Raw genomic sequence first — 21,192 nt, forward strand, 5'->3', positions numbered from 1 at the left:
CATGGACGGGCCGGGCGGTGTGTCCGACTCGCGTTCCGCCCCGGTGGCGGAACGGCGGAAGACCGGTTCCCCCCAAGGGGTCAAGCCGTTCGGGTTCGAGGACCTGAGCTGGACGGACGTGGCCGACATCGTGTGGCTGGCCGCGGCCATTACGCCGCGGCGGGCCGCGGAAGGAGCCGATCCGGCCGAGGAACCGGAGGAGCCTCCTGAGAAACGGCGGATCCGCAACGCGCCCGCCGAGCGCGGGGAAAGCCCGGAACCCCCGGAGCCGCGGCCGTCCCGTGGCGCCGGCGCCGGAACGCCCGCCGAGGACGAAGGCCAGGTCGTCACGATCGAGGCCGTGCCCGGTGAGCTGCCCGAACCCGCGGTGGACGGCACCGGGCCAGGGGGAGTGGTACTCCTCGAATCGCTGGAGTACTTCCGCGCGTTGAGATCGCTGAAACGGGAGACGGTGTCGCGGCGACACAACAACGTGGTCCTGGACGAAGTGGCGACCGCCGTCCGGGTCGCGGAGACCGGCCGGTGGTGGCCGGTCACCCGATCGAGAAAAGAGCGCTGGCTCGACCTGACGCTCGTCCTCGACAACGGTCCCTCGATGGCGTTGTGGCGGCCGAGGGTGACGGCGTTCGTCGAATTGCTCCGGCAGGCCGGCGCTTTCCGCACCGTTCAGGTCCGGCTGCTGGAAACCGCGAAGGACAACGAGGACGGCCTCGTTCTCCGTGGTGGCACACCCGGCGCGCCCGCCCGCGACCCGGACGAGATCCTGGATTCCTCGGGGCGGCGTGCCGTCCTGCTGCTGACCGACGGTGTCGGCGATGCCTGGCAGCACAAGGACGCGCTGTACCCGATGCTGGCGCGGTGGGGCAGGAGGATGCCGGTGAGCATCGTCCACCTGCTCCCGCCGTGGCTGTGGGGCCGGTGCGGGATGGACCCGCACAAGGCGCGGTTACGCGTCCCGAACGCGTTGGCCCCCAACAGCCGCTGGGATTACGACCTCGCGGACGCCTGGCTCGAACCCGGCTCGAAGGTACCCGGCCATCTCGTCCCGGTGCCGGTGCTCGAATTGCGGCCGCGGTCGCTTGGCTGGTGGGCCGGACTGATGACCGGTGAAAACACCAGCGCCGAAGGAACGGTCGTCCTCGCCACGGAACGGGTTTCCCGGCCCGCGATCGCCGCCTCGCCGGTGACTTTGTCACCCGCCGAAAGAGTGCACAGATTCCGCAGTGTTGCGTCGCCGCCGGCGCTACGCTTGGCGCAGTTGCTCGCGGCGGTACCGGTCCGTCTCGACGTGGCGAAGCTGGTGGGACAACGGTTCGTACCGGAAGCGGGAGTGGAGCACCTCCTCGAACTTTTACTGTCGGGGATGATGTACGCTCCCGCACTCAGGGAGGGCGAGTCCACTTGGGACACCGACGGGGTCTTCGCTTTTCCCGAGGCGGTCCGGGAATTGCTGCTCAGTGGCGCACGACGGTCGGAAACGGCCAGTGTCGTCCGAGTGGCCGCCACCCATTTCGGTGACCGGATCAGGTTGCTCGGTCACCTCCGGGACGCCATCGCCGACCCGAACAACACACCGGATCCAGACCTCGACCGCGAGCCACCGGCCGATGTGGAACTGGAAAGCGTGGTCATGCGCGCGCTTTCCGGGCCGTACCTGTCGCGGGCCGACCGGCTACGGAACGCGGTACGAGGCCGGGGTCTCGCCGCATTCGAATCTGAATCACTAAAGAAGGCTGTGAGCACACAAATGCCCGAGACGGTCGAACGTCAACCTGCTTCGACACCTGTGCCACAGGGACGCTCGACTCATCTCGGCGAGCCCGACGCGAACGAACCGACGACCAGGATCGTCCATCCCTCGGTGGCGGGCAGTTCCCGGGCCTTCCCCGACCGCCAGCCCGAAGACCCGCCGCTGGTCTTCGGGAACGTTCCCCCGCGCAATCCCAACTTCACCGGTCGCGACGAACTGCTCGACCAGCTCACCAAGCGATTGAGCAGCGGTACCACCGCCGTGCTCCCTTCGGCGCTGCACGGTCTCGGCGGTATCGGCAAGACCCAGATGGCCACCGAGTACATCTACCGGCACCTCCATGACTACGACCTCGTCTGGTGGATCGACGCCGCGCACACGACCCAGATCCGCGCCGGCCTCACCGAACTGGCCACGATGCTCGGCCTGCAGGGCGCGGCCGAGGCCAGCGTCGCGGTCCCGGCGGTCATCGAGGCGCTCCGGACCGGACGGCCGTTCCGCCGCTGGCTCCTGGTCTTCGACGCCGCGGAGAGCCCGGACACCGTGCTGCCGTTCTTCCCGCGCAACGGTCCGGGCGAAATCCTGATCACCTCGCGGAATTCCGACTGGGCGGGCATCGCGCGCCCGCTGGAACTGGCGGTGTTCAAACGCGAGGAAAGCGTCGAGCTGCTCGGCCGCCGGGGTCCGGAGATCGACCCGGACGACGCCGACGAACTCGCCGAGAAGCTCGGCGATCTGCCGTTGGCCGTGGAACAGGCGGCGGCCTGGCGCGCGGTGACCGGGATGCCGGTGCAGGAGTATCTGCGCCTGTTCGACGAGTCGGTCGAGGAAATCCTCGACACCGCCTCGGCCCCCGACAACGAGGTGTCCGTCGCCGCGGCCTGGAACGTTTCGTTCGAGGAATTGAAGACCCGCAACCCGGCGGCCCACCAGATCCTGCACATCTGCGCCTTCTTCTCGCCGGAGCCGATTTCGCGTGATCTGCTCACCGGGGTCAACCGGGTGTCGATCTCCCCGGAGCTCGACGCGGCCCTGCGCGATCCGATCAAGCTCGCGCGGGCCATCCGGGACATCAACCGGTACGGCCTCGCGAAGATCGACCACGGCAACAACACCCTCCAGCTGCACCGGCTCGTCCAGCTGGTCCTGCGCAACCGGGTCATGGCCCGGCAGGTGCACGCGCGGATGCAGCACGGTGCCCATCAGCTGCTGGCCGCGCTGGATCCGAACGACCCCGAGTCGAGCAGGCACTGGGCGCGCTACCGCGAACTGCTGCCGCACGCCTACGCGGCGAACGTGCTGGACTGCGACGACGACTGGCCGCGTCAGCTCTACATCAACCTGATGCGCTACCTGTTCGAGTACGGCGACCACGAGGAGGCCGCCCGGCTCGGTCTCGAAGCGCGGAAGCGGTTCACCGAAGCCCTCGGCCCCACCCATCCGCAGACTCTCGAAGTCTCGTCGAGGCTGGGGCTCTATCTGTGGGCGATCGGCCGGTACTCCGAAGCCGCGGAACTCAATCAGCGCACTCTCGCGCTGCGCCTTCAGGTGTCCGGTGAGGAGAACGAAGAGACGTTCGCACTCCAGCGGAACATCACGATCGACCTGCGGGCGCAGGGCGACTTCGCGGCGGCGACCGAACTGAGCGAAGAGGTCTACCAGAAGTCCAAGCGCATGTTCGGCGAGGACGACCCGGAGACGCTCAACGCCGCGTACCAGCATGCCATCAGCCTCCGGTTGTCCGGCGCCTACCGCGCCGCCGCGGAACTGGACCAGGACACCCTCCGGCGCCGGATCGAGGTCCTCGGCCGTGATCACGTCCGCACCTTCAGCGTCAACGCTTCCTTGATCGTGGACCTGCGCGAGGCGGGAGACTACGGCCAGGCCCGGGTGCAGCAGGAAAGGCTCACGGAGAACTTCCACGCGCGCTTCGGCCTGGACCAGCTGGACAGCTCGACCCATTCGTTCCTGCTCGCCGTGACCCGGCGCAAGGACGGCGACCATGCGGGCGCGCTCAGCTTGTCCACGGAAGCCCTCAAGAGATTCCGGCTCGCCTACGGTGACGACCACTCCGTCACGATGGGCTGTGCACTCGCCCATTCGCTCGATCTTCGTCACTCGGGTGACTTGGCCGCGGCCAAGCGGCTCGGCGAGGAGACCTTCGAGCGATACCGGAGCGGGCTCGGCGAGCATCACCCGCACACCCTCGTCGCCAATGTCGACCTGGCGGTCACCTTGCGGCTCATGGGCGACGTCGAGGGCGCCCGCATCCTCGACGAGCGCGCCCTCGAGCAGTTCCGGGCCGGCATCGGCCCGGACCACCCGTACGCCGTCGCCGCCACGATCAACCTGGCGAGTGATCTGGCGGCGCTGGGTGAGTTCGACCGGGCGGTCGAACTGGGACGGGACGCGGTCGAGCGCGGTAAGCAGGTACTGGGCGAAGATCATCCGACGGTACTGGCGGCGTCCTTCAACCTCGGACTGGACCTGGCCGCGCTCGGCCGGACGGACGAGGCGGCACCGTTCCGTGACCCGATCCTGGTGCGGTACCGGCGGGTCCTCGGCGAGGCCCACCCCGGCACGCAGGCGGCGGGCCGAGGTGCCCGCGCCAACTGCGACATCGACCCGATCCTGATGTGAGTCAGCCCGGTACGAGTTGCCCGATCCAGGCGGCGAGCTGTTCCACGGTCGGTGGCCGTGGAACGGCCCGCAAGGGCCGATGCACGGCCCGGACGAGTTCGGGGCAGTGCAGCAGGGCCCGTGCGGCGGGATGCGGGCCGCGGGCGGCGAGCGCGAGGCCCAAGCCGACCAGGGAGTTCGGCCGGTCGGGATCCGTGGCGAGCTCCCGCCGGTAGGCCTGGATCGCTTCGAGGAAGTCGCCCGCGGTGTAGGCGAAATCGGCGGCGGTGGCGCCGGGTACCGCTGGCGGTCGTCCGTCCGGCGACGGCGATGTGCCGCCGACGGCGAGCCGGATCAGATCCGTTCTGGCGTGGGACCAGGCTCCGTCCGGTACCGGCGTCGGGGGAAGATCCGGGGCGTCGAGGGTGATCGGCGGCCTCGGTCTTCCGGCGAGCCAAGCCGCCGCCAGCTCGGTGACCACGGACGGGTCCGGTCGCAGGTGGCGGACCCGCCAGCCGGCGAGGTGATCCCGGCCGGCGGCCGCGGCCAGTTCGCCGGCCTCCGCCGGTACGGGTTCGGCCTGCCAGGGGCCGAGGCGTTCGGCGATGTCGTCGAGGAACCGGCGTCCGGCGCTGGTCAAGGTCGAGTCCGCGCGCAGGACCCGCAGGGTGCGCCACGTCTGCTCACGCCAGAACGCGAACTCGAAGCCGGAGCGCCGAGGGCATTCACCGGCTTGTGCCAGTGCACGCCAGAACGCGGTGACCCCGAAGAACGCGTAGACCCCTTGCAGGGCACCGCTCACGGGCCGCGGATCATCCCGCCAGGTCACGTAGATCCGTTCACCGGGATCCGGCTCGTACAACTCGACCAGGTGCAGCAGCCCGCCGAGCACGATGTGCTGGAATTCGTGGATCAAGGTCTCCGCGAGGGACGCGCCGTCGGCGGGCAGTCCGACCACCGCGCTGCCGAACGCCTCCCCGGTCGACGCGCTCGGATTCCGGAAGAGCACCTGGGGTTTCGGCACCAAGGAGGCGAGCCCCACGGGCATGATGCGGGCCAGACCGGGGAGATGGGCGGCGATCAGGCGGCACGCTTCGTCGATCAGCCGCTGCCAATCCGCCAATTCCTTGTCCGGCAGCCTTTCCGGTGGGATCGGTTCGTAAAGCCCGCGGTAGGGATCAAGGTCGTCCAGCCAAAGCGTGAACCGGTGCGCGCCGACCTGGCTCCGGACTCGCCGGATTCCCCACCAGCCCGGGGCGTCGGCGTCGGGTGAGCCGGGCAGGCGGACCGTCGTTTCGGCGTTCGAGACGAGGTAGCGGCCTTTCTCGCCTCGCACGACGGCTGAGGAAAACGCCGCGGTACCGGGAAATCTCGCCATGCCGAGGGAAGGGAGCATCGCGTTGCCGTGCCAGGCAGGGATGGCCGTCTCGAAGTCGAGCTCCGCCCGGATCGCCGCGGCCGCCGCGATCGCGTGCGCGTGGCCCAGATGCATCCACAAAGGACCGACACCGTCGATTCCGTTGCGCAGCAGGCGAGTCGTGTAACCGGCCCAGCTTCCGGTGTACGGGTTGGTGAGCATCCGGTTCACCGCGCGAGGTGCTCGTGCTTCGGCACGTGCGAGGAGTTCCCAGGCGGAATCCAGCGGGGGCAGGGGACCCGAATGGCCCGGTGTCTTCGTGGCCTCGGTCAGCAACGCGTGGATCAGCAGTTTGCGACGGCTTCGCTCGGCCCGCCGCAACCGCCGGGCCATGTCCTCGTCGCCGTCGAGGCGCGCCAGCGCGTCGAAGTCCCGCCATGACAACCGGTGGAACGCGGGGCGAGCCTCGGCGGGCGGCGGCATCAGTCGATGCGCTCGCCACCGGTCTGGCCCCCGCTTCTGTAGCGCGCGTGGACGCGTCGGGTGCGTTCGACGACGTGGAGCGCGGACTGGCGGAAGGCTTCGTCGTCCAGCTCCCGTAGCGCGGTGAAGGAGACCGCGTCGAGATCGATCAACGCCGATTCGATGTCCGGTTCGGTGCTTGCCGAGAAAGAACTCATCGTGCCGATTCCCTCCACCCCGTGAAACGGTTGCGAGAGTTGAACCTCGACAAGGATAGCCGAGATTTCCGTGCCTGATCAGGCCTCGGCGGGCGGTGGTGGCCGTCCGGCCGCCAATTCCCGTAATGCGCGAGGACGGGTGATCGTGACGCGCTGGCGCGCGGTGCGCACGACACCCAGCCGCCGGAGTTCTTCGAGGCCCCGGATCAGGGTGCTGCGCGAAACGCGTGCGAAGCCCGCCAGTTCCCCTTGGTTGAACCGGAGATCGACCTGCTGCCCGTCCGTCCAGTCGACGGCATGCTGCAGCGCCAGCTCCAGGAGGACCGCGGCGAGGCGTTGCGGGAAGTCCGGCCCGCCCGCTTCGAGCCGCAGCCGGTCGGACTGCTGCAGCCGGATCGCCGCGGTACGGAAGATCTCTTCGGCGATCCGCGGCCGGTCCCGCAGGACCGCGAGGAATTTCTCTCTCGGCACGACGAGGGTGCGCACCTCGTCGATCGCCGACATGGTGGCGGACCGGGGGAGCCCGCTGATCGGGGCCAGCTCGCCCACGATCTCCGCGGGGCCGCGAGCCGCGAGCGGCGCGTCCTCACCGCGGTAATTGGTGGCGCTGATCTTCACCCAGCCGTGGAGGACGACGAACATACTGGTGGGCGGACTGCCCTGGAGGGCGAGGATCTGGCCGGGCCGCCACACCTTCACGTGGCCCGCGCGCCGCAGCGCGGACTGCTCCGCGGGCGTCAACCGGCCCCAGGTTCCGAAGCCCGCGTGGTCACCCGTTGCGGAACCGGTCATCCTGGCCCTCCGGATCGCGGGGGGCCGGATTCGCGCTGTGGTCCATATTCGCGCTGTGTTCCATTTGACGCATCAGCCACTCCCCCGACTCGTCAGCATGGTCAGTGGGCAGAACGACCCGGAAGTTTCGCACCGCAACCGGTAATTGTGCCAGGCACGGGGTGACTTCACCAGGCCTCGGGCAGGCGACGGGGGAGGACGTCATGCGCAGCGCCGAAAGTGTCATGAAACGGCCGAAGGATCACCGGCGTGAGCCGGCCGTACCGAATCCGCGGACGCCCAAGGCGTTCGGCCGGAGACCGGCCTTCTTCGCGCCGCATCCGCCGCTGATGTCCGGCGGGTGGTATCAGGGCGACGACCACGAGGTCGTCGGTCCGGGGCGGTATCCGGTTCCGCGTCCGCCAGCCAAATCGGTGAAGGTGGCGTTGTCGTGGGTGCTCTTTCTCGGCCCTTTGGGATTTTGTTATGTGTCACCCATCGGTGGGCTGATCGCGACGGCGGCTTCGATCACGGCGATCACCTTCGGCGGGTTCTCGCTGATGGCCGTGATCTGGCCGGTCGTCATGGTGCTCGCGGTGGCGGCGCTGGCCGGCCGTCCGGACGGCGACACGAAATGACGTCCGCCCCGTCGCGGGCCGGATGAAACCGGGTGGGGGACGCTCAAGGGGGGCGGCCCCCACCACGGTTTCCGCCAGGATCACGCGTGTCTGGACGGACGACACACGTGATCCGACGGACGACACCTGTGTCTGGATGGACGACACCTGTGTCTGGACGGACGACACGAGCCTCGGCCCGTTCCATCGCGTGTCGTCCACCCAATCACGCGTGTCGTCCCGTCGATCACGCGAACTGGCGTCGCTGTACCGGCCTTCCTCGCCCGGCTGAGTACATGAAGGCCCCCTTCCTGTACCTAGGCGCAAGGAAGGGGGCCTTCATGTACTTGGAGGTTGCGGGACCGGCTACGAAAGTAGTGTCTCGCTGCTCCGATCATGCAGCCTGCGGGCGGAACCCTTGAACCGGTCAGGCACCTATGCTTCTATCTGCTCGATAGTCGCCGAAAAGGTGCAGTTTCGAACACTGTGGACCGGGTTCAACGCCATTCCGGGAGGGCTCCGTGCGCCGTCGTACCCTGCTGAAGGCCGCTGGCGCGGCTTCCGCCTTCACGTTGCTGCCGGCCAGCGTCCGGCAGGCGCTCGCCGCCGAAGCGCCGACGGGCGGGCTCGACGTCATCGAGCATGTCGTGGTGTTCATGCAGGAGAACCGGTCGTTCGACCACTATCTGGGGACGCTGCGCGGCGTACGGGGTTTCGCTGATCCGGCCGCGATCAAACTGCCTTCCGGCGCGTCGGTCTTCGAACAGCCGGACGGCACGGGAACGCTGCTGCCGTACGCGATCGACGACCAGTTCATGGCCGACGTCGACCACAGCTGGTCCGGCGGGCACCGGGCGTGGAACAAGGGCCGCCACGACGCGTGGCGCGCGGCCAAGGGTGTCCGCTCGCTGACCTATCACCGGCGTTCGGCGCTGCCGTTCTACCACGAACTCGCCGACGCGTTCACCGTCTGCGACGCCTACCACTGCTCGGAAATGGGGCCGACCAACCCGAACCGGATGTACCTGTTCACCGGGAAACTCGGTTTCGAACCGGACGGCAAGACCCGCGCGATCGGCAACGACGCCTGGCAGAACCCCGGGCACACCGGCTACACCTGGAAGACCTACGCGGAACGGCTCCAGGCCGCGGGCCGGAGTTGGCGGGTGTATCAGGAATGGGACAATTACGGCGACAATTCGCTGGACTATTTCAGCAGTTTCCTCGCCGTCGGCACCAAGGCCCTGTCGAAGGTAAAGGACTCCGCTGGCAAAGCGTTCCCGAAGCTGGAGTACTTCTACTACGCCCTGGATTCGGCCTCGGCGGCCGAACGGGCCCGGCTGCTCGACGGACTGGCCGCGGGGGTGGCGACCTTGACCGCGACCGAGCGCGCGCTGTACGACCGGGGCCTGGCCAGGGTCGCGCCGAAGCAGTTGCCGTCCGCCTTCAAGGCCGATGTCGACGCGGGCAGGCTGCCGTCGGTGTCGTGGATCGTCGCGCCGGAATCGCAGACCGAGCATCCCGCGTGGGGGCCCAACACCGGGGCCGAGCTGGTGAAGTCGATCCTCGACACGATCGCCTCCAAACCCGGTGTGTGGAACAAGACCCTGTTCCTGCTGACCTACGACGAGGACGGCGGCTTCTTCGACCACATGCCGCCGCCCGCGCCGCCCGCCTCGGCCGACGAGGGCAAGAGTTCCGTGGCCACGACCGACGAATTCGTCTCCGGCGAACCGATCGGGCTGGGAGTGCGGGTGCCCATGTTCGTCATCTCGCCGTGGAGCCGGGGCGGGAAGGTGTGCTCGGAGGTCTTCGACCACACCTCCGTGCTGCGCTTCCTGGAACAGTGGAGCGGTGTCGCCGAGCCGAACATCTCGCCGTGGCGGCGCACCGTCTGCGGCGACCTGACGTCGGCGCTGGACACCACCGCGCCGAACGCGACCTATCCGGCGCTGCCCGCACCGGTGCCGACGAGCGGGCCGTGGAACACCCAGCCGCAGCCGCCTTCCGTGCAGAAGCTCCCGGTTCCGGAGACCGGCGTTCGCCCCGCGCGGCCCTTGCCCTATCGGCTGACGGTTTCCGGGCGGGTGACGGCCGAGCGGTTCTGGATCGACTTCGCCAGCACCGGTGCCGCCGGCGCTCATTTCTACGTCTACGCCAACGCGCACCGCACCGACGGGCCCTGGCGCTACACGCTCGGCGCGAACGCGACGCTTTCGGACTACTGGCAGGTGGGTTCCCCGGACGGCGCGTACGACCTCACCGCGCACGGCCCCAATGGTTTCCTGCGGCGGTTCGCGGGGAACCGGATCACCGCGACCACCGGCGGCGCACCGAATCCGGAAGTCGTGCTGCGGCCGGGATCCGGCGTCGTGTACCTGACGATGACCAACGCGGGCGCGGCGTGCGAGCTGACCGTGCGCACCGGCAACCGGGGTGGCGGACCGTGGACGTACTCGGTCGCTCAAGGCGCGACGGTCGAGGACTGGTTCAGCACCGAAGGCGGCATGGGCGGCTGGTACGACCTGACCGTTCAGGGGCCGGACGGCTTCCTGCGCCGCTTCGCGGGACATGTCGAGACAGGCGCCGAGACCATCAGCGACCCGGTGATGGGTTCCGGGCAGCTCGCCGCCACCGTCCGGTCGGCCGACAGCCAGGAGACCGCGGGCGAATCCGGCGCCGCCACGAACGCCGTCGACGGGAACCCCGCAACCCTGTGGCACACCAAGTGGTCCGGTGGGGAAGACCCGTTGCCCCACGAGATCCAGCTCGACCTCGGCGCCGCCCGCACCGTCACGGGCCTGGCCTATCTGCCGCGACAGGACGGTTCCGCCAACGGCCGCGTCGGCGCGTACGAAGTCCATTTGAGCGCCGATGGGTCGGCCTGGGGGAGCCCTGTCGCCACAGGTACCTTCGCCGACGACACCGCCCGGAAGACCCTGCGGTTCTGGCCTGCCCGGGCTCGCTACGTCCGGTTCCGCGCCCTCACCGAGGCGGGCGGGCGCGGCCCCTGGACGTCTGCGGCGGAGGTCGTCCCGCTCGGCTGGACGTGACCGAAAGGGCAGATTTCGTTGTTCTAAAGGGAACGGTGCGGTGCCCCTGAGTGTCCACAAAGGATGACGTAATGTGCGGTTTTCAAGTGGGGTCGTGAGTGGTAATGAGGGTTCTAACCCTCATTACCACTCACGACCCCCTTGTGGACCCACTCAAACCGGGTTGATCGGGCTCTCCCTCTCGCGAAGGAGACCTTTGTGGACAGTTGGATCCCGTAAGTGGTAGTGCGGCCGGAGCGTGTCGCGAAAGCCACCTTCGTGACACCTGGGGCGCGAAGACCGCGAATTGACTTGCAAGGCGGCGCCTAGGCCGGTCTTGTATCATGTACTTGATACAAGACCGAGGAGGTCGATCGTGCCGTTCGACAACATCGTGGCCGTAGCCCTGATCATGGGCCTGTTCGGCCTGGCGATCCTGGTTCTGCTGTGGCCGGGCGAAAAGCAGGGCGGGAAGGTGCTGCGGCGGTGGGGTGTCGACGATCCTTCGCCGTCCGAGGTCGCTGAGGCCGCGCGCTACCTGCGCCGTCGCCGGTTCTGGTATCCGTGGCTGTTCCTCGGGCTGCCGGTGCTGGCCGATGTCGCCGGCGTCCGGGGTGATGGTACGTCGCTTGTCCTGGCCACACTGCTGATCGGTGCGCTGATCGCCGAGGTTCTGGCTCAACGGCCGCGAAAGAGCACTCGCCGCGAGGCGGGGCTGGACCGGCGTGCGGTGCGCGGGCTCATTCCAGCCTGGGGGCTGATTCTTTACGCGGTGGTCGTCGCGGCCGCGGCGGTCTGGCTCGTGGTCCATCGCTCGTGGGTGCCGCTCGGCGTGGCCGCGGCCGTCTCGGCGGTCACCTGGCTGATCGTCCTGCTCGCGGTGCGCCGACCGTCCACAGGGGACACCGGTGCGGACGCCGCGTTGCGGGTGCGCAGTGCGCGGGTCGCCGCGGGGCTGGGGCTCGCCGCCACCGTGACACTGGCGCTGCCGGACGCGACGAACATCGGTTCGGCGGCCGTGATCCTCGCCGGGCTCGCCGGCTGGTACCACCTCGCCCACCGTTCGCCCGCGGAAGCCGTTTGATGCCACTGAAGGTCGTCGTCGACACGGAGCTCGGGATCGCGCCGTGGCGTCAGGTGCGCGACCAGATCATCCGCTTGATCACCACGGGCGCACTGGTGCCGGGCACCCGGCTGCCCGCCATCCGGCAACTCGCCAGGGACCTGGCGCTCGCTTCGGGCACCGTGGCCCGGGTCTACCGGGAGCTGGAAGAGGACGGCTGGGTGTACACCGCCCGCGCGAAGGGCACGGTCGTCGCCGAACTCGCCGACCGGCCGGGCACGGAGGCACTCCTGCGGGCGGCGGCGGACGAATACGCCCGTGCCGTCACGGAACTCGGCGTCGATCCGGATGACGCGCTGGACGCCGCGGCAGCCGCGCTGAAGTCACTCCAGTGACGTGTCACCGAAGTGTTCGAGCAGCAGGCGCAGCCCGCCGATCAGTTCGGCCCATTGTGCCGGTTTCAGCTCGGGCAGAAGGGCGGCTTCGTTCTCCAGATGGAGCACGAAGACCTCGTCGACGACTTCGCGGCCCTTGCCGGTCAGCCGGATCTTGACCGAACGGCGGTCGTCGCTGTCCCGCACCCGCTCGACCAGCCCCTTGGCCTCCATGCGGTCGATCCGGTTCGTGATCGCCCCCGAGGTGACCATCGCCGCCTTGAGCAGCGCGCCGGGCGTCAGGCCGTCGGCTTCGCCTGATCGGCGGAGGGTGGTGAGCACGTCGAACTCCCACGACTCCAGGTCGTGCCGGGCGTTGAACTCCTTGAGCTTCCGGTCGAGGATCCGGGAAAGCCGCTGAACCCGGCCGACGACCTCTGCTGGCCAGAGCTTGTCTTCGAGGTCCGGCCGCTCGTGCCGCCACAACGCGATCACCGCGTCCACCGCGTCGGCCATGACGCCCTCCAATCGTCTCAACATTAAGAGACTTGACATTGACAGAAGTCGCTGGTGTTATCTCAACGTTGAGATTATCAGTGAGGAGACATCATGGCGATCATCGCCGAACGGCCTGTCGTTCCGACCGGGCAGGCGGCAGCGCGGCCGACGCTCCGCGACGCCGGGCTCGCCGCACTGGCTCCGGCCAGCTGGGGCACCGTGTACGTCGTCACCGCGACCCTGCTGCCCCCGGACCGGCCCCTCCTTGCCGCCGTGCTGCGGGCGCTCCCGGCCGGGTTGCTCCTGCTCGCGCTGACCAGGCGGCTCCCGCACGGATCCTGGTGGTGGAAGACGACCGTGCTCGGAATGCTCAACTTCGGCGCCTTCCTGCCGTTGATCTTCTTCGCCGCGTACCGCCTTCCCGGCGGGGTCGCCGCGACCCTCGGCGCCCTCCAACCGCTGCTGGTCGCCCTGCTCGCGCTGCCGATGCTCCGCGTCCGGACGCCGGCGCCGATCCTGTTCGCCTCGATCGCCGGTGCCGGTGGTGTCGCCCTGCTGACCTTGTCGGCGGAAGCCCGCCTCGACCCGCTCGGCCTGGCCGCCATGCTCGCCGCCGTCGGGCTCATGGCCGTTTCCCTGATCCTGACCAAGAAATGGGGTCGTCCCGGGCATCCGCTGGCGATGACCGGCTGGCAGCTGACCTTGGGCGGCGTCGTCCTGGCCCCGGCGACGCTGCTGTTCGAAGGTCTCCCGGACTCGCTGACGACCGCGAACCTGCTCGGCTACGGCTACATCGGCATCGTCACCACCGCGCTGGCCTACCCGCTGTGGTTCCGCGGCATCGACCGCCTCGCCCCGGCGTCGGTCTCCCTGCTGACGCTGACCAACCCCCTCGTCGCCACGGCCGCCGGATTCCTGGTGCTCGGCCAGACCCTCACCGGGTGGCAGCTCACCGGATTCGCCATCGCCCTCACCGCTTTGACGCTCAGCCAGACCCTCGCCCGCCCCAAGAACTGACGAAGGAAACCGATCATGACCGAACTCAAGATCCTCGCGATCTCCGGCAGCCTGCGCGACGGCTCGTACAACACGGCCCTGCTGCACGCGGCCAGGAAGCTGAACCCCGGCGGGATGACCATCGAGCTGTACCGGGGAATCGGCGACCTGCCGCTCTACCGCCAGGACCTCGATACCGCCTCGCCACCGGAACCGGTGGCGGATCTCCGGCGCCGGGTCGCCGGGGCGGACGGGCTCCTGATCGCGACCCCCGAACACAACGCGTCCGTGCCGGCGGCGCTGAAGAACGCGATCGACTGGGCGAGCAGGCCGGCCGCCGAATCGCCGCTTCCCGGCAAGCCGATCGCGATCGCCGGTGCCTCACCGGGCGCTTTCGGTTCGGTCCGCGCCCAGCAGGCGCTCCGGCAGATCCTCGCGTCGATCGGCGCCGACGTCGTCGTCAAACCCGAGGTGACGGTGTTCCGCAGTCACGAACGCTTCGACGGCGAGGGCACGCTGACCGACGACTTCACCGCGTCGCTGTTGGCCGAACTGCTCACCGCGCTCGCCGGGGCCATTCGCCCGTTCACCAGGTGACCGGCAGCTCGTGGACCCCGTAGATGTTCATGTCGGTCTTGAGCTTCACCTCGTCCGCGGGGACGGCGAGCTCGAGCGTCGGGAAGCGGCGCAGCAATCCCTCGAAGCCCGCGCGCATCTCGATCCGCGCCAGCTGCTGGCCGAGGCACTGGTGGATGCCGTGCCCGAAGGACAGCAGGCCACGGGCGTTGCGGTGCAGGTCCAGGGCGTCGGGATTCTCGAACCGGCGCGGATCGCGGTTCGCGGCCAGCAGCGAGATGATGACGGTCGACCCCGCGGGGATCGTTTCGCCGCCGAGTTCCAGGTCTTCCGTGGCATAACGGAAGAAGATGTCGGCGACGGACAGGTAGCGAAGCATCTCTTCGACGGCACCGGGCATGAGCTCCGCGTCGGCACGCAGTTCGGCCAGCTGGTCAGGGTGCTCCAGCAGCGCGAAAGTGCCCAGCGACAACATGTTCGCGGTGGTTTCGTGGCCCGCGAGCAGCAGCAGGAAAGCGGCTCCCGTCAGCTCCTCGATGGTGAGGTCTTCGTGGCGGCCGAGGTCGGACAGGATGTCGTCGCCGGGCGTCTCGCGCTTACGGGTGACCAGTTCGGTGAGGAAGGTGTTCATCCCGATGAACGCGGCCATCTTCTCCTCCAGCGTCTGGTCCCTGACCATGAGCTGGGCGGAGTCGGCCTGGAATTTCTCCCGGTCCTCGTACGGGACGCCGAGCAGTTCGCAGATCACCAGCGACGGCACCGGCAGCGCGAACTCCTTGACCAGGTCGACCGGCGGGACCAGCGCGGCCATCGCGTCCAGCTGCCGTTCGGTGATCTCGACGATGTGGTCTTCGAGCTGCTTCATCCGCTTGACGGTGAAAGCGCCGGTGAGCCGCTTGCGCAACCGGCCGTGGTCCGGCGGGTCCATGGCGACGAACATTCCCGGCATCGGCGGGGACGGCTCGGTCGGGGTGGGCATCCCCGGCGTTTCGTACGGGGCGTGCAGGATGCCGATGTCCTGGCGCGAGCTGAACCGGGTGTCGGCCATCAGCTGCCGGGCCTCGTCGTAGCCGGTGACGAGCCAGCCCTCGTGACCGTCGGGGAAGATCATGGGACTCACCGGGCGAGCCTCGCGCAGCCGCGTGATCTCGCTGGGCGGGTCGAAGGGACCCGCGTCGCGGTCCATCGGGAGACCCTGCGGGACGGGAACCGTCTGAGTCATCGCATCGCCTTTCGTGGTGGTTGTGCCACCACTGTGCCCACGAGTACTGACAGCGCGCTGACACGGCGCTGACACAGCTGGTGTCAGCGCCGTGGCGGGGCCGTGTCAGCGCGGCCGCCCAGAGTGGTGCCCATGACAGAAACAGCGATCGCGGTCTCGGGACTGCGAAAGACCTTCGGGGACAAGGTCGTGCTCGACGGTATCGACCTGGAAGTCCCCGCCGGCACGATTTTCTCCCTGCTCGGCCCGAACGGGGCGGGGAAGACGACCACGGTGAACCTGCTGACCACCCTGATGAAGGCGGACGGCGGGACGGCGAAGGTGGCCGGCCACGACCTCGTGACGGAGGCCAAGGCGGTGCGTGCGGCGATCGGGGTCACCGGCCAGTTCGCGGCGGTGGACGAACTGCTGACGGGCCAGGAGAACCTGCAGCTGATGGTGGACCTGAGCCGCGGAACCGCGGGCGAACGGGTCGTGTCCGATCTGCTGGAGCGTTTCGACCTGGTGGAATCGGCGCGGAAACCGGCGTCGACCTATTCCGGTGGCATGCGCCGGAAACTGGATCTGGCGATGACGCTCGTCGGCGATCCGCGGATCATCTTCCTCGACGAGCCCACCACGGGCCTGGACCCGCGCAGCCGCCGCACGATGTGGTCGATCATCCGCGAACTGGTGGACGGCGGCGTCACCGTCTTCCTCACCACTCAGTACCTCGAAGAGGCCGACCAGCTCGCCGACCGGATCGCGGTCCTCGACCAGGGCCGCCTGGTCGCGCAGGGTACGCCCGACGAGCTCAAGCGCCGGATGCCCGGAACGCATGTCCGGCTGCGGTTCACCACCGTCGCAGAACTCGACGCCGCCGCGCGGATCTTCCCCGGGGCCACCCGGGACGACGAGTCGCTCGCCCTGCGGGTGCCCAGCGACGGCGGGACGAAATCCCTGCGCTCGCTGCTGGACCGGCTCGACGAGTACGCGGTCGCCGCCGAAGAGTTCTCCGTCCACACCCCCGATCTCGATGACGTTTTCCTCGCCCTGACGGGCCACAGCACGGAGGCAGTGAAATGAAATCCGCGTCCACGGTGATGTTGCGCCGTAACTTCAAGCACCTCGTCCGCAACCCGACCTCGGTGTTCAACGCGATCCTGATGCCGGTCGTGATGATGCTGATGTTCGTGTACGTGTTCGGGGACGCGTTCAGCGTCGGCGTCGATTACGTCGACTACGCGACGCCGGGTTTGATGCTGCTGGCCGTCTGCTACGGGCTCGGCGCGACCGCGACCGCGGTGAACTCCGACATGACCAAGGGCATCATCAACCGGTTCAAGGTCATGGACGTCTCCCGCGGCGCGGTGCTGACCGGGCATGTCGTCACCAGCGTGCTGACCAACCTGCTCGCCATCGCGGCGCTCACCGGGGTCGCCTTCCTGCTCGGTTTCTCCCCGGCGGCGGGTTTCCTCGACTGGCTCGGCGTGGTGGGGATCGTCGTCCTGCTCGGTTTCGCGGCGGCCTGGCTCACGGTCGCGCTGGGTCTGGCGGCGAAGTCGCCGGAGACCGCCGGGATGGCCTCGGTGCCACTGGTCATGCTGCCGTTCTTCAGCAGCGCGATCGTGCCCGCCGAGAAGATGGGGCCGGGGCTCCGCGAGTTCGCGGAATACCAGCCCTTCACACCGATCATCGAAACCCTGCGCGGGCTGCTCACCGGGGCACCGGCCGCTGGCGACGTGCTCCCCGCCCTCGGCTGGTGCGCCGGGATCGCGCTCGCCGGCTACCTGTGGGCGTCCTCGACGTTCAAGAAGCGAGCGTGACCTCCGCCAGCCGCTTCCAGTCCGCTTCGGTGCCTTCTCGCGCCGCCTCCGCGAATTTCGCTTCGCCGAGGCGGCGCAGCACTGTCTCCTCGATCCGGGTCACGTCCGGACGGGACCGGTCCGGCAGGCCGCGCAGTTCGTCGGCCGCCCCGAGCAGCCGTGCGGCCTGCTCGGGATCGTCCTGGCGCAGGGCGAGATCCGCGATCCCGACGAGCATATGGGCGATCAGGGGCACGTGCCGCACCTCGCCTGCCGCCTCCCAGGCCGCTCGCCGGTGTTCGCGGGACTTTTCGAGCTCGTCCGCGAAGTAACCCCGAAGGTCGTGGCTGATGGCGCGGACGTGGCCGAGATCGGCTTCGGTGCCCATCACCGTCGTCGCGATGTCGAGCTGCCGCGCCGCCTCCTCGGTTTCGCCGCGCCAGTGGGCGAGCTCCGCGCGCGCGAGGGCGAGCATGCCCAGTGCGCCCGGCCAGGTGACGCTTTCGGCGTACCGCTGCGCTTCGGCCTCCGCCGCCGCGCCGGCCTCCTCGTCACCCATCAGCCAGTACAGCTGCGCCTGCCGCGACCGCAGCCGGATGAGGTCTTCCAGGGAGCCGACCTCGGTCACGACCGTGACCGCCTCTTCGTAGTACGCGCACGCGGTGGCGAAATCGCCGCGGGTGGCGATCCGGTCCGCCAGTTCGGTCAGGGCGAACGAGATCCCGAACCGCTCGCCGATCGCCCGGAACTCGCGGAGTGCCTGCTCCAGGTATTCGTCAGCCTCCCGGCCGGGATGGCCGAGCGTGATCCGCATCTTGCCGAGGTGCAGCCTGCCCAAGGCGCGGACCCAGTCGTTCTCGTCCTCCAGCACCGGTTCCCACGCGGACAGCGCTTCGTCCCCGGCCAGCATGCGTTCGAGCGGGACGACGAGCCCCAGCAACGGATGCCGCGACTCGCTGCTCCTGCCCAGCCGGTACGACTCGTGGATCCACTTCGCGGCGGTGTGTTCGTCGGCGAAACCGGAACTCACGAACAGCGAGACGAGCCCGTACACCACGGCCGCGACGTCGTCGGCCACCTCGCCCGGCGTCCTGACGGCCGCGCTGACCAGCTCCATGCCTTCCGTGCGGTGCCCGCTGAGCCACCAGTACCAGCCGCAGGCCGCCGCCAGCCGCATCGCCTCCGGGCCCTCGCCCGAGGTGAGGGCGCCGCGCATCGCGGAGGTGATGTTGTCGTGCTCGGCCTTGAGTTTGGCGAGCCATTCCAGCTGCTCGGCGCGGCGGAGCATCGGCTCCGCGGCCTCGGCGAGCTCGGTGAAATAGGCGAGATGCGCGTGCCGCGCCACGACCGTTTCGCCTGCCTCGGCGAGCCTTTGCGCGGCGTACTCCTTGATCGTGCCGAGCATCCGGTAGCGCGGCGCTTCGTCGCCCGCCGCGACCAGCAGCGACTTTTCGGTCAGCGTGGTGAGCAGTTCGAGGACCTCGTACTGCTCGACCGCTTCGCTGACGCAGACCCGCTCGGCCGCTTCGAGGCTCGCCCCGCCCGAGAACACCGAGAGCCTGCAGAGGACCGTCCGCTCGGCGTCGGACAGCAGCTCCCAGCTCCAGTCGACCATGGCGCGCAACGTCCGGTGCCGGGGCAGCGCGGTCCGGCTGCCGCCGGTCAGCAGGCGGAACCGGTCGTCGAGCCGGTTCGCGAGCTGCTCGATGGACATGGTGCGCAGCCTCGCCGCGGCCAGTTCGATCGCCAGCGGCATCCCGTCCAGGATGCGGCAGACGCGCGCCATGGTGGCCCACGTGGCCTCGTCCGCCGAGAAATCCTTGCGCACCGCGCTCGCCCGGTCCCGCAGCAACCGGACGGCGGGGGAGGCTTCGATCTCGGCGGGGCCGGCGTGGACGTCCGGTACGGCCAGCGGCACGACATGCCACAACGTCTCGCCGGTGATGCCGAGCGGCTCCCGGCTCGTCGCCAGTATCCGGAGACGGCGGCATTCCCCGAGCACGCGATGGGCGAACGCCGCGGCCGCCTCGATCACGTGCTCGCAATTGTCGAGGATCAGCAGGACTTCCCGGTCGCGGATCGCGGCGATGACCCGTTCGGCGGGTTCGGCGTTCGACGAGTCGCCGAGCAGCGCGTCCCGCAGCCCGAGCGCGGCCAGCGTCGCCTGGGCGACGTCATCGGCCGGGCCGATGGCCGCGAGTTCCACCAGCCACGCCCCGTCCGGCAGATCGCCGAGCAGGGTGCGCGCGGTTTCGGTGGCCAGCCGGGTCTTTCCCGACCCGCCGGGACCGAGCAGGGTGGTGAGCCGGTTCCCGGTGACGAGGTCGCGGACCTTGGCGACGTCGGCGTCCTTGCCGACGAAGCTGGTCAGCTCGGCGCGCACGTTGGTCTTGCGGTTCTCCTCCCGCCGTCCCAGCTCGCCCCGCAGCAGCGCGACATGCACCGCGGACAGTTCCGGCGACGGATCGACGCCGAGCGCGTCGGCCAAGGCCTCCCTCGTGCGCTGGTACACGAGCAGCGCTTCGGTGTCGCGGCCCGTCGCCGCGAGTGCCCGCATCAGCGCGGCGACGAGCCGCTCACGCAGCGGATGCGCGGCGGCCAGATCGGTCAGTTCGGTGACCAGCTTCGCGCCGTGGCCGAGCTCGAGTTCCGCGTCGAACCGATCCTCCAACGCCGTCAGGCGAAGCCCTTCGAGCCGGGTGACCGCCGCGTCGAAGGCGCCGCTGTCCTGCAGGCCGACGTCCTGCATGGCGGCGCCGCGCCACAGGGCGAGCGCCTCACGCAGCCGCCTCGGCTCTTCGTCGCCGCGGGCCTGGCCGACGAGACGCTCGAACCGCACGGCGTCGACGTCGTCGGGCGACATCTTCAGCCGGTAGCCGTCCGTCTGTCCTTCCACGACCCCGTCCGGCAGCACCTTCCGCAGCCGGGAAACCAGGCGCTGCAAGGCGTTCGTCGCGTCGGCTGGCGGTTGTTCGCCCCAGATCCAGTCGACGAGCGTCGCCTTCGGGACCACCCGGCCCGGTTCGAGCGCGAGCGCGATCAACAATCCCCTCAACCGGGCACCCGGCACGTCGGCGAGACCGCCGTCGTCCGTGCGCACCTCGAAGGGCCCCAGCATCCCGATCTGCATTGGGCCGATTTTGCCACGGGTGACCAGGGGACTTACGACTCGCCGGTGATCCTCGCCGAGCCGATCGAAGCCGCGGTGATCGCCTGGGCGGCGGCCCGGGTCGACGATCCGGAGTTCAGGCCGGTGAGCGACGTCCGGTCGAGGGCGTGCACGACGAACTCGTAGGTGTTCACGGTCGAGGGCGAGCACGGGCCCTGGTAGCCGTAGAGGCTCGCGCTCCCGCGGTAGTAGACCTGCCGGGAGCCGGCGGGCACCGGTGGCCGGTAGACGTGCTGGACGTTCTGGGGGAGCGAGGCCGTGGTCGCCGGGATGTCGTAGATGACCCAGTGGATCAGGGCGGCGTTGTCGAGGTCGCGCATGACGACGGCGTAGCTCTTCGCCGCGGCGGGAGCGCCCGACCAGGCCAACGGCGGCGACTCGTTCTTCTTGGCCGGATCCTGCCCGCCGCCGCTGGTGCACTCGTGGACCTTGGGCATGAGGCCGCCGTCCGCGAAAGCGGTGCTGGACAAGGTGAACGCGGTTTGTGCCGAAGACGCCGCCGGGGAAAGGCAGGCGGCGCCGAGGGCGAACAGGGCGCAGAACACGATTCTCGTTGCTCTCATCGGAGACTCCCGAGTCCGTTTGTGGTTCCCTTGCGCGAAATCCAGCGTAGGCAGAACGGAAACCGGCGGCTAGCGCACTTTTCCGGCCTATCGAGGTGTTTTCGCCGGGTGCCGAACTCGT

The 21,192-nt window shown here is 69.2% G+C and carries 16 protein-coding genes; 9 read left to right on the forward strand and 7 right to left on the reverse strand.

The window, feature by feature from the left end:
• The first annotated feature begins 1 nt into the window (after position 1).
• Positions 2–4,390 (forward strand): FxSxx-COOH system tetratricopeptide repeat protein, encoded by a 4,389-nt coding sequence (fxsT, locus tag ACZ1DY_RS07815; RefSeq protein WP_465484000.1) that lies wholly within the window; start codon positions 2–4, stop codon positions 4,388–4,390.
• 1 nt (position 4,391) lies between these two features.
• On the opposite strand, the gene ACZ1DY_RS07820 is transcribed toward fxsT, so the two are convergent.
• The 3 genes from ACZ1DY_RS07820 to ACZ1DY_RS07830 form a co-directional block, all read right to left on the reverse strand.
• Positions 4,392–6,209 carry an aKG-HExxH-type peptide beta-hydroxylase gene (locus ACZ1DY_RS07820; RefSeq protein WP_465484001.1) on the reverse strand — a complete coding sequence of 606 codons (1,818 nt, stop codon included), beginning with the start codon at positions 6,207–6,209 and terminating at the stop codon, positions 4,392–4,394.
• On the reverse strand, positions 6,209–6,406 hold the full coding sequence (locus ACZ1DY_RS07825) for a hypothetical protein (RefSeq protein ID WP_257488796.1): 198 nt from the start codon (positions 6,404–6,406) through the stop codon (positions 6,209–6,211). The genes ACZ1DY_RS07820 and ACZ1DY_RS07825 overlap by 1 nt, the downstream gene beginning before the upstream one ends.
• Before the next feature lie 78 nt (positions 6,407–6,484).
• Positions 6,485–7,198, reverse strand: a complete 714-nt coding sequence (locus ACZ1DY_RS07830) for a Crp/Fnr family transcriptional regulator (RefSeq protein WP_465484002.1) — start codon at positions 7,196–7,198, stop codon at positions 6,485–6,487.
• Positions 7,199–7,401: 203 nt separating this feature from the next.
• On the opposite strand from ACZ1DY_RS07830, the gene ACZ1DY_RS07835 reads away from it, so the two are divergent.
• From ACZ1DY_RS07835 to ACZ1DY_RS07850, 4 genes are all read left to right on the forward strand, one after another.
• Positions 7,402–7,815: a hypothetical protein gene (locus ACZ1DY_RS07835; protein WP_465484003.1), complete on the forward strand. Its 414-nt coding sequence runs from the start codon at positions 7,402–7,404 to the stop codon at positions 7,813–7,815.
• 500 nt (positions 7,816–8,315) lie between these two features.
• Positions 8,316–10,847 (forward strand): phosphocholine-specific phospholipase C, encoded by a 2,532-nt coding sequence (locus ACZ1DY_RS07840; RefSeq protein WP_465484004.1) that lies wholly within the window; start codon positions 8,316–8,318, stop codon positions 10,845–10,847.
• Positions 10,848–11,202: 355 nt separating this feature from the next.
• Positions 11,203–11,910: a hypothetical protein gene (locus ACZ1DY_RS07845; protein WP_465484005.1), complete on the forward strand. Its 708-nt coding sequence runs from the start codon at positions 11,203–11,205 to the stop codon at positions 11,908–11,910.
• A complete protein-coding gene (locus tag ACZ1DY_RS07850; RefSeq protein ID WP_465484006.1) occupies positions 11,910–12,284 on the forward strand; it encodes a GntR family transcriptional regulator in 375 nt (124 codons plus the stop codon). Before ACZ1DY_RS07845 ends, ACZ1DY_RS07850 begins: the two co-directional genes overlap by 1 nt.
• On the opposite strand, the gene ACZ1DY_RS07855 is transcribed toward ACZ1DY_RS07850, so the two are convergent.
• A complete protein-coding gene (locus ACZ1DY_RS07855; RefSeq protein WP_257488791.1) occupies positions 12,273–12,779 on the reverse strand; it encodes a MarR family winged helix-turn-helix transcriptional regulator in 507 nt (168 codons plus the stop codon). The two genes, ACZ1DY_RS07850 and ACZ1DY_RS07855, sit on opposite strands and share 12 nt — an antisense overlap.
• Before the next feature lie 93 nt (positions 12,780–12,872).
• Between ACZ1DY_RS07855 and ACZ1DY_RS07860 the strand changes: the two genes are divergently transcribed.
• A complete protein-coding gene (locus tag ACZ1DY_RS07860) occupies positions 12,873–13,778 on the forward strand; it encodes an EamA family transporter (RefSeq protein WP_465484007.1) in 906 nt (301 codons plus the stop codon).
• 15 nt (positions 13,779–13,793) lie between these two features.
• Positions 13,794–14,354, forward strand: coding sequence for an NADPH-dependent FMN reductase (locus tag ACZ1DY_RS07865; protein ID WP_465484008.1), 561 nt, complete (start codon positions 13,794–13,796; stop codon positions 14,352–14,354).
• Here ACZ1DY_RS07865 and ACZ1DY_RS07870 read toward each other — a convergent pair.
• The gene (locus tag ACZ1DY_RS07870; protein ID WP_465484009.1) at positions 14,344–15,555 is read right to left on the reverse strand and encodes a cytochrome P450; all 1,212 of its coding nucleotides are present in this window, start codon (positions 15,553–15,555) and stop codon (positions 14,344–14,346) included. The genes ACZ1DY_RS07865 and ACZ1DY_RS07870 overlap by 11 nt on opposite strands.
• Before the next feature lie 132 nt (positions 15,556–15,687).
• On the opposite strand from ACZ1DY_RS07870, the gene ACZ1DY_RS07875 reads away from it, so the two are divergent.
• Both ACZ1DY_RS07875 and ACZ1DY_RS07880 read left to right on the forward strand, forming a co-directional pair.
• Positions 15,688–16,620, forward strand: coding sequence for an ATP-binding cassette domain-containing protein (locus tag ACZ1DY_RS07875; RefSeq protein ID WP_465484010.1), 933 nt, complete (start codon positions 15,688–15,690; stop codon positions 16,618–16,620).
• Positions 16,617–17,360 carry an ABC transporter permease gene (locus tag ACZ1DY_RS07880; protein WP_126733900.1) on the forward strand — a complete coding sequence of 248 codons (744 nt, stop codon included), beginning with the start codon at positions 16,617–16,619 and terminating at the stop codon, positions 17,358–17,360. The genes ACZ1DY_RS07875 and ACZ1DY_RS07880 overlap by 4 nt, the downstream gene beginning before the upstream one ends.
• On the opposite strand, the gene ACZ1DY_RS07885 is transcribed toward ACZ1DY_RS07880, so the two are convergent.
• Positions 17,344–20,469, reverse strand: a complete 3,126-nt coding sequence (locus ACZ1DY_RS07885; RefSeq protein ID WP_465484011.1) for an AfsR/SARP family transcriptional regulator — start codon at positions 20,467–20,469, stop codon at positions 17,344–17,346. The genes ACZ1DY_RS07880 and ACZ1DY_RS07885 overlap by 17 nt on opposite strands.
• 32 nt (positions 20,470–20,501) lie before the next feature.
• Positions 20,502–21,071 (reverse strand): YbhB/YbcL family Raf kinase inhibitor-like protein, encoded by a 570-nt coding sequence (locus ACZ1DY_RS07890; protein WP_257488786.1) that lies wholly within the window; start codon positions 21,069–21,071, stop codon positions 20,502–20,504.
• Between the last annotated feature and the right edge of the window lie 121 nt (positions 21,072–21,192).

The organism is Amycolatopsis sp. PSD-21, assembly GCF_055561455.1.